General features: G+C 69.6%; 14 protein-coding genes. 4 read left to right on the forward strand and 10 right to left on the reverse strand.

What is annotated here, in order from left to right; genetic code table 11:
• Positions 1 to 27: 27 nt before the first annotated feature.
• The 8 genes from ybeY to ACYCO6_RS10255 all read right to left on the reverse strand — a co-directional run bounded on the left by ybeY (position 28) and on the right by ACYCO6_RS10255 (position 8129).
• Positions 28 to 507 carry an rRNA maturation RNase YbeY gene (gene ybeY, locus ACYCO6_RS10220; protein WP_459771663.1) on the reverse strand — a complete coding sequence of 160 codons (480 nt, stop codon included), beginning with the start codon at positions 505 to 507 and terminating at the stop codon, positions 28 to 30.
• 2 nt (positions 508 to 509) lie between these two features.
• A complete protein-coding gene (locus ACYCO6_RS10225) occupies positions 510 to 1649 on the reverse strand; it encodes a PhoH family protein (RefSeq protein ID WP_459771664.1) in 1140 nt (379 codons plus the stop codon).
• 3 nt (positions 1650 to 1652) lie between these two features.
• Complete coding sequence (gene miaB, locus ACYCO6_RS10230; protein WP_459773506.1) at positions 1653 to 2990, reverse strand: tRNA (N6-isopentenyl adenosine(37)-C2)-methylthiotransferase MiaB; 1338 nt, start codon at positions 2988 to 2990, stop codon at positions 1653 to 1655.
• 168 nt (positions 2991 to 3158) lie between these two features.
• Entirely contained in the window at positions 3159 to 4895 is a 1737-nt protein-coding gene (locus ACYCO6_RS10235) for an L-lactate permease (RefSeq protein WP_459771665.1), read from the reverse strand.
• A 242-nt stretch (positions 4896 to 5137) separates the two neighbouring features.
• The gene (locus ACYCO6_RS10240) at positions 5138 to 6007 is read right to left on the reverse strand and encodes a lysophospholipid acyltransferase family protein (protein ID WP_459771666.1); all 870 of its coding nucleotides are present in this window, start codon (positions 6005 to 6007) and stop codon (positions 5138 to 5140) included.
• Between the two features lie 4 nt (positions 6008 to 6011).
• Positions 6012 to 6527, reverse strand: a complete 516-nt coding sequence (locus ACYCO6_RS10245; RefSeq protein ID WP_459771667.1) for a GNAT family N-acetyltransferase — start codon at positions 6525 to 6527, stop codon at positions 6012 to 6014.
• A complete protein-coding gene (gene tsaB, locus ACYCO6_RS10250) occupies positions 6524 to 7198 on the reverse strand; it encodes a tRNA (adenosine(37)-N6)-threonylcarbamoyltransferase complex dimerization subunit type 1 TsaB (RefSeq protein WP_459771668.1) in 675 nt (224 codons plus the stop codon). The genes ACYCO6_RS10245 and tsaB overlap by 4 nt, the downstream gene beginning before the upstream one ends.
• 364 nt (positions 7199 to 7562) lie before the next feature.
• Complete coding sequence (locus ACYCO6_RS10255) at positions 7563 to 8129, reverse strand: NifU family protein (protein WP_459771669.1); 567 nt, start codon at positions 8127 to 8129, stop codon at positions 7563 to 7565.
• A 182-nt stretch (positions 8130 to 8311) separates the two neighbouring features.
• Between ACYCO6_RS10255 and ACYCO6_RS10260 the strand changes: the two genes are divergently transcribed.
• From ACYCO6_RS10260 to ACYCO6_RS10275, 4 genes are all read left to right on the forward strand, one after another.
• On the forward strand, positions 8312 to 8767 hold the full coding sequence (locus ACYCO6_RS10260; RefSeq protein ID WP_459771670.1) for an atp-dependent helicase: 456 nt from the start codon (positions 8312 to 8314) through the stop codon (positions 8765 to 8767).
• 132 nt (positions 8768 to 8899) lie between these two features.
• Positions 8900 to 9316, forward strand: a complete 417-nt coding sequence (locus tag ACYCO6_RS10265) for a DUF2934 domain-containing protein (RefSeq protein WP_459771671.1) — start codon at positions 8900 to 8902, stop codon at positions 9314 to 9316.
• A gap of 155 nt (positions 9317 to 9471) precedes the next feature.
• Positions 9472 to 10137, forward strand: a complete 666-nt coding sequence (locus tag ACYCO6_RS10270) for an HAD family hydrolase (RefSeq protein ID WP_459771672.1) — start codon at positions 9472 to 9474, stop codon at positions 10135 to 10137.
• A gap of 191 nt (positions 10138 to 10328) precedes the next feature.
• Positions 10329 to 10535, forward strand: a complete 207-nt coding sequence (locus ACYCO6_RS10275; protein WP_459771673.1) for a hypothetical protein — start codon at positions 10329 to 10331, stop codon at positions 10533 to 10535.
• 428 nt (positions 10536 to 10963) lie between these two features.
• Here the strand turns inward: ACYCO6_RS10275 and ACYCO6_RS10280 are convergent, their stop codons facing one another.
• Positions 10964 to 11281: a hypothetical protein gene (locus ACYCO6_RS10280; RefSeq protein WP_459771674.1), complete on the reverse strand. Its 318-nt coding sequence runs from the start codon at positions 11279 to 11281 to the stop codon at positions 10964 to 10966.
• 154 nt (positions 11282 to 11435) lie between these two features.
• Entirely contained in the window at positions 11436 to 11816 is a 381-nt protein-coding gene (locus ACYCO6_RS10285; RefSeq protein ID WP_459771675.1) for a DUF6481 family protein, read from the reverse strand.
• Positions 11817 to 12472 lie beyond the last annotated feature (656 nt).

Consider the following 12472-nt stretch of genomic DNA (forward strand, 5'->3'; position numbering starts at 1 on the left):
ATCTGGGAGCGTTCGGGCGTCGCGCGCTCAGCCGTAGGGGTCCGGGATGCCGAGGGTCGCGAGAGCCGCGACCTCAAGGGCTTCCATGGCATCGGCCTCGGCCGCGCCGATCTCGTGGTCCTGACCGAGACAATGCAGGGTGCCATGGACGAGGAGGTGGGCGAGGTGATTCTGGAGCGGCTTCGACTGCTCCGCACTTTCGCGCACCAGGGTCTCGTAAGCAAGGACCACGTCGCCGAGAGGCGTCGCGGCGCCGCCATGCCGCGGCTGCGGGGCGGCCGGGAAGGACAGGACATTGGTGGGCTTGTCCTTGCCGCGCCACGTCCGGTTGAGCTCCTGGACCGCGGCATCGTCCGTCAGCAGGATGCTGACCTCGACGGAGCCGTCCGGCTTCTCAGGGGCGACGGCGAGGCCGGCTTCCACGGCGCGCGTGACGAGGGCTTCGAGGTCCGCGATCGCGGTTTCCCAGCGCGCATCCTCCACGGCGAGATCGATCTCGTGCGGCATGATCACGCCAGCGGCCGGCGCCGGGGATTCGGATTGCGGTCGGCCTCGCCCTCGCCGTGGGCGGCACGCTCGTAGGCGGTCACGATCCGGCGGACGAGGTCGTGGCGGACCACGTCGACATCCTTGAACGTGACCCGCCCGATTCCCTCGACGCCGTCCAGCACGTTCACCGCCTCCACCAGGCCGGATTTCTGACCCGGTGGCAGGTCGATCTGACTCGGATCGCCCGTGATGATCATCCGCGAGCCCTCGCCGAGACGGGTGAGGAACATCTTCATCTGCATGGAAGTCGTGTTCTGCGCCTCATCGAGCAGCACGACGGCGTTGGTCAGCGTCCGCCCGCGCATGAAGGCGAGGGGGGCGATCTCGATCGTGCCGGTCTGCAGGCCCCGATCGACGTGGCGCGCCTCCATGAAGTCGTAGAGGGCATCGTAGATCGGGCGAAGATACGGGTCGACCTTCTCGCGCATGTCGCCGGGCAGGAAGCCCAGACGCTCGCCGGCCTCGACCGCCGGACGCGACAGGATCAGCCGCTCGGCATGGCCCTGTTCCAGCAGCGACACGGCGTGGCCGACGGCGAGCCAGGTCTTGCCGGTCCCGGCCGGCCCTTCGGCGAAGACCAGCTCGTTGGTGCGCAGCAGCTTGATGTAGGCGTCCTGCGCCTGGTTGCGCGCCCGCACGGCGCCGCGCTTGCGGGTGGCGATCTGCTCGAAATGCGGCCTGTCGGCCTCGGCGGTGATCGCCTCAGCCGGGAACAGGGTCGCCTGGGCGGTGGCCTCTCGAATGGCGCCGTCCACGTCGCCCAGGGTGAGCGTGCTGCCGCCGGTCCGCACCCGGGCATAGAGCTTCTGGAACACCCGCCGCGCCTTCTCGGCCGCGTCGGCCGGCCCCTTGATGACGAGGTGGTTACCCAGGGCCGTGGCGGTGATATCGAGCCGCCGCTCGATATGGGCGACATTCTGGTCGTACTGGCCGAAGACGAGGCTCGCGAGACGGTTGTCGTCGAAGGTCAGGGGCACCTCGACCGCCTCGTCCAATCCGCCGGTGCGCACAGCCGGACCGCGCGCCCGCAGGGCGCCACGCGCGCCCGCCCCGTCCGAAGCGCTCAAGCCGCCATCCTCGTCATCATCCTCGCCGCTCATCTCTCACGCTGCTGCAGCCTCGGAGACGAGTTCCCCGAACAGGCTGTTGGCGCCGGCCTCGGTGATCCGCACCGGCACGATGGCCCCGATATGGTGGGCTGGAGCGTCGAACTGCACGGCGAGCAGGTGCGGCGTCTTGCCCGCGACCTGACCCGGATGCCGGCCCGGCTTCTCGACGAGGACATCGAAGACCCGTCCCTCGGCCGCGCGCTGATAGGCGTGGCGCTGGCTGTCGAGCAGCGCCTGCAGCTCGGCGAGCCGCGCCGCCATCACGGTTTCCGGCACCTGGTCGCTGCGGTCGGCGGCCGGCGTGCCGGGGCGGGGGCTGTACTTGAACGAGAAGGCGCTCTCGAAGCCGACATCCCGAACGAGCCGGAGGGTCTCGGCGAAATCGGCATCGGACTCGCCCGGGAACCCGACGATGAAGTCCGAGGAGAGGGCGATGTCCGGCCGCGCCGCGCGCACGCGGTCGATCAGACGCCGATACTGGTCGCCGGTATGCTTCCGGTTCATGGCGGCGAGGATCCGGTCCGAGCCCGACTGTACCGGCAGGTGCAGGTACGGCATCAGGGCTGGCACCTCAGCATGGGCGCGGATCAGCGCGTCGTCGAAGTCGTTGGGATGGCTCGTGGTGTAGCGGATCCGGGCGATGCCCGGGATCTGCGCCACCGTCCGGACCAGCTCCGCAAGGCCGACCGGCGCGCCGTCGGCGCCGTCGCCGTGATAGGCGTTGACGTTCTGGCCGATCAGCGTGACCTCGCGGACCCCGCCCTCGGCGAGCTTCTCCGCCTCGGCCAGCACCGCCGCGACGGGGCGGGAGATCTCCGCACCGCGGGTGTAGGGCACGACGCAGAAGGCGCAGAACTTGTCGCAGCCTTCCTGAACGGTGAGGAAGGCGGAGGCACCGAGGATCCGCCGCCGGGGCAGGTGGTTGAACTTGTCCTCGATCGGAAATTCCGTATCGACCACGCGGCGTTCGCGCGAGCGGGCCAGGAGGTCCGGAAGACGGTGGTAGCTCTGCGGGCCGACCACCACGTCGACGGCGGGCTGGCGCGCCTGGATCTCGGCGCCCTCGGCCTGCGCGACACAACCCGCCACCACGATGCGCGTGTCGCGGCCCTGGGCCTTCCGCTCACCTTTGAGGACGCGCAGGCGGCCGAGTTCGGAGTAGACCTTCTCGGCGGCCTTCTCGCGGATGTGGCAGGTGTTGAGGACGACCACGTCGGCATCCTCGACCGTGTCGGTCGCCGCGTAGCCTTCAGCGCCCAGGACATCGGCCATGCGGGCCGCGTCGTAGGCGTTCATCTGGCAACCGTAGGATTTGACGTAGGCCTTCTTCAACGCGCGCCGTCCCGAACCAATCCGCTCACCCATCGCGCCCACCCCACGGGGACAGGCCGGCGCGTGGCCTGTAGCACGGATCGCGCGGGCCGTCGCGGCACCCGAAGACCTGACCGGCCGCCCGGGGGCGACCGGCCTGCGGAGGCGGCAGAAGCGCCGCCGCCCGCCTCAGTGGGCTACCGGCGCCGCGGCCGGGAGGTCGATGACCATGTGCTGAAAGAACGGCACGTAGGCCTGCAGCATCACCAGAATACCGACGAGGCAGGCCAGCGCGATCGAGTGCCAGAACACGAAGCGCAGGATCTTGCCTTCCTGGCCGAAATAGCCGGTGGCCGTGGAGGCGACGACGATCGACTGGGCGTCGATCATCTTGCCCATCACGCCGCCCGACGAGTTCGCGGCCGCCATCAGCACGCCGGACAGGCCGAGCTGCTCCGAGGTGATGCGCTGAAGGCCGCCGAACAGGACGTTCGAGGCCGTGTCCGAACCCGTGAGTGCCACGCCGAGCCAGCCGAGCAGCGTCCCAAAGAACGGGTAGAGGATGCCGGTGCCCGCAAAGGCGAGGCCGAGCGTGGCATCGACGCCCGCGTAGCGGGTGAGGACGCCCAGCGCGAGCATCGCCGCGATGGTGATGAGCGAGTAGCGCAGCGCCCAGATCGTCTCGAAATAGGCGGTGACGAGGCGCACCGGCGAGAAGCGCATGATCAGGCCGGAGATGATCGCGGCAATCAGCACCCCGGTCCCGGTGTAGGACATGTAGGTGAAGAGGAAGACCGCACCTTCAGGGGCGGGCTTCGCCACCACCGGCGGCACCTTCATGATGACGTTGTGCAGGCCGGGCACCTCGTACTTCCAGGTGAAGATCGGGTTCACCAAACCCTTGAACCAAGCGGTGCCCCAGATCGCCACGACCACCGAGAGCACGATCCACGGCACCCAGGCCATGAGGATCTCACCCTGCGAGGCGGTACGCGCGCCGATGTGGACCGGAGGGCTGCCGGGAACGCCGGCACCGACGGCCACAGGGCGCGGACCCGCTACAGCGAGCGACGGATCGTGCCCGCGCAGAGCCGGGGACGACCAGATCTCCCGGGGCTGCCAGACCTTCAGGAACAGGACGAGGGCGAGCATCGAGGCGAGCGAGGCGCCGATATCGACGATCCAGGGATTGACGAAGTTCGAAATCAGGAACTGCGCGACCGCGAAGGATGCGCCGCAGACCAGGATCGGCGGCCACACCCGGATCATGCCGCGGAAGCCCGCGAACACCCAGATCAGCCAGAACGGCACGATCAGCGAGAACAGCGGCAGCTGTCGGCCGATCATCGCGCCGAGGATCTCCGGCGGATAGCCGGTCACCGAGGCGAGGCCCTGGATCGGCGCGCCGAGCGCTCCGAAGGCCACCGGGGCGGTGTTGGCGATGAGCGAGAGACCCGAGGCGGCGAGCGGCGAGAAGCCGAGGCCGATCAGGATCGCGCCGGTGACGGCGACCGGGGTGCCGAACCCGCCCGCGCCCTCGAAGAAGGCACCGAACGCGAAGGCCACCAGGAGCAGCTGCAACCGCCGGTCGGCCGTGATGCCGGCCACCGATTGCTGCAGGATGGCGAACCAGCCCTTCTCCACCGTCAGCCGGTAGAGGAAGATGACGTTGAGGATGATCCAGCCGATCGGGAAGAAGCCCGTGACCATGCCGAGGATCGCCGCCCGCGACGCGAGGCCCGTCGGCATGCCGAAGCCCACGATGGCCACCAACATGGCAAGGCCGAGGGCGATGACGGCCGCGATATGGGCTTTCACGCGCCCGCTGGCGATCATGGCGAGCAGTGCGATGACCGGCACTGAAGCGGCGAGCGTCGAGAGCCAGGGGCTCCCGAACGGATCGTAGACCTGGTTCCAGGTTTGCACCGGGCGTCCTCCGAAATCCCGACTGGCACGGGTTTCGGCCTAGCTATCAGAGAGGTTTGGCCTGCTCAATGCGCTGCATCATGTATTCCCAATGCCTCTCTACGGATGACGTGGTGCGCCGGAAGCGCGCAGGACGTGTATCTCGGCACAATGTCGCCCGGCCCGGATCCGGATAGGCCGACAGGTCTGATTGCGCGGACTCCCTGCTCTCGAAGCGATGGATCCCGCGGCGCCCGGACCGGTCAGACGGCCGCGATCTCGGGGTTGCGCAGGCCGAGGCCGGGCGAAGCCGGGCGCAGATCCGCTTCGGGCGCGCCGCAGCCGCGCCCCGTCACGATGCCCCGCAGGGCGGCGCGGACTTCAGCCTCCGCAGCCGCCGTGACGGCCTTCCGGTCGGTGGTCGCCTCGAAGGCAATCGGCGCGCCCCAGACCACGTGCACATCGACGGGGCCGCCGCGCACGAAGGCGGCAAGATGCGGCGCCAGAGCCATGTCGCCGTACCAAGCGATCTCGGACCGCTCGGACCGTGTCATCGGTAGGCCGTTGCGCCGGGGATAGGTGATCGCCAGCGGCTGAAGACGCACCCGCCCGCGCCCGGCCTCGGCCTGCAGCGCGGCCCGGGCGGCGCCGACCAGGGAGGAGCGGAACGGGAGGAGCCGGGTGCCGTCTCCGGTGGTGCCTTCGGCAAACAGCACCACAAGCTCGCCCTCGGCAAGGCGGTGCCCCATGACGGCACTGACGGCGGCGGTCGCCCCGCGTCGCTGCCGGTCGATGTAGATCGTGCGCTGCAGCCCGGCGAGCATGCCGATGACCGGCCAGCCGGCGATCTCGGATTTCGCCACGAAGGAGAGCGGGCGCAACGAGCCGATCGCGACGATGTCGAGCCAGGAGACGTGGTTGGCCAGGACCAGAGCCGCCTCGCCGGCGGCGGGCGGTGACCCGCTCTGCGTGACCCGTACCGAGAACAGGCGCAGGAAGAAGCGGTGGAACAGGATCGGCGCCCGGCTGGACCGGCGGCCGAGCAGCCGCAGGGCGACCCAGTGCGGCGGCGCCAGCACCCCGAAGGCGAGGGCGAGAGCTACGACGCGCCACGCGATGCCGAAACGGCTCACGGCGTCACAGGTCTGCGCTCATCGTCAGCGCGGTCGCCCGGCTGCCGTCGGCCTTGAGATAATAGCCGGTGCGCGCGCCCACCTGCCGGAAGCCGTGGCGGGCGTAGAGCCGGAGGGCGGGCGCATTGCCCTCGTCGACCTCCAGATGGACGCGCTTGATCCCGGCCTGCGCGAGGCTCGACAGGTGCTCGCGCAGGAGCTTGCGGCTGTGGCCGCCGCCGCGCAGGGCCGGGGACAGAACCACGGTCAGGATCTCGGCCTCGTCGGCAGCCCTGCGCGAGAGCACGAAACCCTGGACCGAACCCGCCCGCCACAGGGCATGCGCCTCCGTCGAGCGCTCGCAGAGCATCCGCTCGAACTCGTGCGCGTCCCAGGGGCGCGCGAAGGCGGTGGCGTGCAGATGGGCGAGGGCAGGGGCCTGCGACGCGTCGGTGAGACGGGCCACGTAGGGCGCAGGCGTCAGCGCGTCCCACCACGCGAACCACCAGTCGAAGGGCCAGAATGGGAGGGGACGCGTCATCGCCGCGCAATCCGCGCATGATCCTGGGGCCGTGCATCGGGCCCGCGCAGGTAGAGGGGGCGCGGCAACGCCTGGGCCGGATCGGCCACCAGGCCGAGGGATGCCACGGCGGCGATATCCGGGCCCGCGACAGCGGCGACTTGGGCCCTCACGCCCCGCTCGGCCAGCGCTGCCGCGAGCAACGGCGCCCCGGAGCCGGCGAGCACCACCGGGCCGCTCCCCAGACGCTCCGCGGCCTCGTCGACGGCCAGATGGGCTGGAGCCAGGCCGTCGCCGGGACCCAGGGCCTGGACGTAGACCGCACCGTGCCGGGCATCGATCGCCGCCACGATCGTGCCCTCGACGGTCTCGGCCAGCAGGGGCGCGAGCAGGGCCGAGAGCGTGCCGACACCCACGACAGGCTTGCCGGTGGAGAGCCCGATGGCGCGGGCCGCCGACAGGCCGACACGCAGCCCGGTATAGCTGCCAGGTCCCACCGTGACGGCGATGCGGTCGATCGCCTCGAAGCCACCTTCGACGCGGGCGATGACCCGCTCGATCAGCGGCAGCAACGACTCGGCATGGCCGCGCGCCATCGGTAGCGTCTCGGTGGAGAGCGGCGCCTCGGCATCATCCGCCGCGACGCAGGCGGCGCAGTGGTCCAGCGCCGTGTCGATGGCAAGAATACGCACGCCCACTCCCCGTCTGCCGGCACAAACCGGCCGTCGCCTCCCTGCGGCCTCGAAGGACGCGAAGAGTCTCAAGCGTTAGAGCAAAACGGTCGGCTCGTCAGCGCCGGCGCGGCGGAGACGGGAGCATCGGCAGTGGAGTGTTGCCGGCTTGCGCCGGTGACCCCGGCGGGTGTCCGAGCGCGCAAGAGCCTTCCACGGACCGTTCAAGCTCGTCCGTCACACGGCGAGGGACGCCCTCGACAGGCCGAAACGCCCCTGTCGGCCGGTGTCGTCGAACGTCCTGCGCGGGGCACAAGCCCCTTGATCGCCAGCCGTCAGACCGGCGACCGCTCCGTGATCTCGAGCTGGATTCGGCCGGGCGGCGTCAGACCGCCTGGACCTCGCGGACCTCCGGCAGGAAGTGGCGGAACAGGTTCTGCACGCCGTGCCGCAGGGTCGCCGTGGAGGATGGGCAGCCCGAGCAGGCGCCCTTCATCTCCAGATAGACGACGCCCTCCTTGTAGCCGCGGAAGGTGATGTCGCCGCCGTCGCCGGCCACCGCGGGGCGCACGCGGGTCTCCAGCAGGTCCTTGATGGTCACGACCGTGTCGTGGTCGGCCTCGTCGTAGAACTCGTCGCCGGGCTCGATATCGCCGTGGCCGCCCTCGGCCATCACGGGCGCGCCGGACTGGAAATGCTCCATGATCGCGCCGAGCACGGCCGGCTTGACCTGCGCCCAGTCCGAACCGTCTTCGGCCTTGGTGACGGAGATGAAGTCGTGGCCGAAGTACACGCCCGCCACGCCGGGGACGGCAAACAACGCCGAGGCGAGAGGCGACCGGGCAGCGGCCTCGGCATCCCGCGCTTCGAACGTCGACTCGGGCAGCACCACGCGGCCGGGCAGGAACTTCAGGGTTGCCGGATTCGGCGTGGCTTCGGTCTGGATGAACATGATGGGATAACTCCGCTGCGCCGGTTCAAGGCCGGCCGGGACAAGCGCCCCAAGACGCTGCCCTCCATGTGGACCGGGAAGGAGTTTTTCTCAACCTGGGCTCCGGACCTGGAGAGTGGACATTCGGGCGGCGGCGCGACAGGACGGGCTGGATCGTGTTGCCAATGGAGCCGGCGGTGGACGTGAGCGGGGACGAAACACTCGCGCAGGAGTTGCTGAAGGACCTGCGCGACACCCAGGCCAAGCTGGAGGCGGCTCGGGCGGACGCGGCCTCGCTCAAGGCACTGCTCGCCCTTCGCACGCACCAGCACGACCAAGCCTGGCAGGCCGGACAGCGCCTCGCGGCGGAACTCCAGGACGCCCAGGCCCGTGAGGCGGCCCTCACCGTCGAGCGCGATGCCGCCCAGGTGGAAGCAGGCGCCGCGCAGGCCGTGGCCGAGGCCGACGAACGCACCGAGGCGGCCCGGATCGTGCTGGGCGCCGTCCTCGCCTGCATCGGTCCCCGCGCCCTCGACCGGAGGCGCTTCCAGGAGCTCATCGCTCGCGCCGGCCGCGAAGCGCCGGACCACGGGCCCGGGGCGGCGCGGCACGCGGTGCTGCTGACCGAGGCGCGGCGCGTGCTCGGTATCTCCGAGTAGGACCGTCCGGCATGATCCCGGTCGTGCGGGCACCGGTGAGGGCGGCGAGCCGCCGCAACGGCCGGCAGGGTTAACCAACCCTTAACCCGACCCTCTCATCGTCGGTCCCGGGACGGACAGGAGATCGACTGCATGCAGATCAGCGAGCACCACGTGCGCGAGTGCGCCTACTACATCTGGGAGAACGAGGGCCGGGTTCACGGGCAGGCTGCCGCCCACTGGATTCGCGCGGAAACCGAGCTGCGCGCCAACGCCGCGCTGGCGGCTGGCGAGGCGGTACAGGCTCCCGCGAAGCCCGCCGCCAAGTCTGCCGCGAAGATGGCTGCTCCCAAGGCTGCCGCTCCCAAGGCTGCCGCCGCGAAGACTGCCGCCGCGAAGACTGCCCCGTCCAAGACCTCTGCCCCGAAGGCTGCCGCCCCCAAGCCGGCGCCGGCCAAGGCTGCCGCCAAGCCGGCCGCTCCGAAGGCCGCCCGGGCCTCCAAGGCCGCGGTGACTGCTGGCCTAGCGGCCAAGGCGAAGCCGGCCCGCGCCCCGGCCTCGATGCATTGACCGACGGCGCTCCCGCGTCGCCGTAGACCATCCGGAAGCCCGCCCCTCACCGGGGGCGGGCTTCTTCCGTTCGCGCGGCAAGCCGAGCGGAACAGGTCGGCGTCGGCCCGGTTGTCTGGCCTGATGCGGTCACCGTGCACCGCGATGAGGCTGCGATGCGCGCGGTAATCTTCGACATCGACGGAACCCTTCTCGACAGCGTCGATCTGCATGCCCGCGCCTGGGTGGACGCCTTCGCGCATTTCGGCGTCGAGACCGATCACGCGCAGGTTCGCCACCAGATCGGCAAGGGCGGCGACGAGCTGATGCCCGTCTTCCTGCCGCGGGCGCGGATCGAGCGGGAGGGCGAGGCGATCGAGGCCTACCGCTCGGACCTGTTCAAGCGGGTATACCTTCCCGAAGTTCGGCCCTTCCCGGGAGTCCGTCCGCTCTTCGAGCGGATCCGCTCGGCCGGCCTTAAGATTGCGCTGGCTTCCTCCGGCAAGCGCTCCGAGGTCGAGCACTACACGCAGATCCTGAAAATCGGCGACCTTGTCGATGTCGCCACCAGTTCGGACGACGCGGACCGCTCGAAGCCGCATCCCGACATCTTCGAGGCGGCCCTGAAGAAACTTGGCGGCGTCCCGCCGGACGCGATCCGCGTCGTCGGCGATACGCCCTACGATGCGGAGGCCGCCGGCAAAGCCGGCTTACGCACCATCGGGCTGCTCTGCGGCGGCTTCCCCGAGGCCGAGCTGTCGGCGGCGGGCTGCGTGGCGATTTACCGCGATCCGCAGGATCTGCTCGACGGATTCGACGTCTCGCCGCTGGCACATCCCTGATCGGCCGCAGAGGCAAGCCCAATTGCGCGGCCTCGTCGGCGTCGTCCACAGTTTCCCGCCACGCTGTTGCAGTGCGGTAACGCGGCCCGATGCCGGCTACTTAAATCCGGAAAGGGGGCTGGCGCGGCGTGATCGAAAGGCGTAGCGAGCCGCCCGCCAATCTGGATCCTTTCGAAGGACGAGCGCCTCGCATGCCCCAGACCCACCAGGCCGGCCCGGCGCCGCGCTTCGTACCGGCAGCCAAGACGTTGCCGGAACAGATCGCGGAGGCCGTCAAGAGCCGGTCCACACCGCTGAGCCAGCTCCTGCGGCTGATGTCGGCCCTGGATGCCGAAGGCGGCAACGAGGCCCTGCGCCTCCAGCTCCGCGCCCGGATCGGCGCGCCGCTCGACGCCTGACCGCTCGCGCCGCGACGGGTCAGTGGCGCCGATGTCGCCGAGGGTGTCGCCGCGGCGAACGCGGCGCTGGCTTGGCGGCGGCCTGCGCGATCCGGTTCATACAGGCGAAGTAGATCTGCCGCCCGATCTCTTCCGGCTCCAGGCCTTGGGGATTGGGCGCAGAGAATACCTTGGCGCGGGCTTCCGCGCGGCAGGCTGCATCTTCGGGACTGCGGATCGGCGGCTCGGCCCGTGCCGGACCACAGACGAGGCCGATACCAAGCACAGTGCAGGCCGACAGCAATACGGGAAACCGCTTACTCGCCAGGATACTCGGCATACTGAGACGTAGTCCTCACTCGGGCGTGATGCCGAAATAGGGCAATTCGGCTTCCGGTGAAGCTTCGTCAAACTGCTGGTGCCAATGCGATCCGCACCCCCGCTCCGAGTCAGGGTACGATCCAGAGGCAGTGACCGCCGCCTGGAATCGTCATGCACTCGTAGGGCGCACCGCCGATCATGGCGCGCTGCTCCACGGTACCGATCTGACTCCGCGGGATCCGGCGGCATCCCGTCTCCGACGCGGCCGGACGGCCGGAGCCCGAGGCGGCATCGATCCGGCGCGCGGCCAGGAGCGTGTCGCAGGCGGTTACGGCGGTGCCGTCCTGCGCGAAGGATGGACCGCACCACAGGAGAACAGGGACGAGCGCCAGGATCGTTCGGGATCGCATCTTGTCGTAGCCGGCGCGTTCCGCGCGGTCCTCCACGGTTCCAGAGGCTCTCAACGCCGCCCGTCGCGCGAAGGTTGCCGGAGGTCCGGTCTCACACAGTGTCCCAAACGCGACGACGCCCGCCTTGGAGGGCGGGCGTCGTTCGGGTCTTTCGACCGGGCGAGCCTTCGAAAGGCCCCAGCGCTGAATTTCAGCGCTTGATCTTGGCCTTCGCCTTCCGAGCGGCGTAGCGAGCGTCGCGCTGAGCCTTCTTGGCGGCGAGTTCGGCCGACTTGCGCTCCTGAGCGGCGGCGAGTTCAGCGGCCTCACGGGCCAGCTGAGCGGCAAGCTCCGCCTCCTCGCGCTGGCGCTTCTCCTCGGCGGCCTTCAGCTCGGCGGCGATGCGGGCAGCCTCACGCTCGCGGGCCCGCTCCTCGCGAGCCCTGGCGATCTCGGCCCGGGCCTTCGCCTTGGCGATCACTTCCGGGTCATCGGCCGGCGGCCGGGCCTTGAACTTGGCCAGCAGGGCGGCCTTTGCATTCTGGGAGTTCTGGCGGCGGTCGTCGAAATTCCTGTAGTCGAATGCGCTCATCTGACCTTTCTCGGTTGGGTACGTCACGCGTGTCGCGGGGACATCCGGCAGAGCCGAACACGTACTGAGTCTGCAGGTTCCAATGCCGTCCCCGGACCTCGGAACCGCACCGATCCATCGGTAGCGCCGATGGTCCGACCCGAGCGCTCATCCTGCGTCTGAGCGCTCGGGTCGGACCATGTGTCGAAAAACGGAAAGCCCTTAACCGGAGCCTTGTCCCGGATGCAATCGTGGCGCCCTGCTCATGTGCACTGCAAAGCGATAATCCACGCCATCTCTGTAAGAGTTTCGCGCAGCGATGCGAAAAAACCTCAATTTGGCAGCCTGGACGCCGGGACTCGTTGCCGCGGCCAGCCAAATCGAGCCGGCAACCACCTTCGCACCGTCTTCAGATAGGTCGCGCATCGGGGGGCCGCAAGGCGGAAGAGCGGCCGAGGATCCTGCCGTCGCGCAACATCAAGTGTCCCTTACCTCTGCCCGGAGCCGGCCGGCGATAAAGCCGTGTTCGCAGCTGACCGACAGAAGAACGCTTGCAGTATGAGCAATCCAGATCTGCGATTTTTACATTGAATTGTGCTACTCGATTGTAACACCCGCCGCGGCAAGGCTCACCGCCCCGATCGATTGGAATCCTAAGCGGATCGGCGCCAACCGGG

It is taken from the genome of Methylobacterium sp. CM6257 (assembly GCF_054611515.1).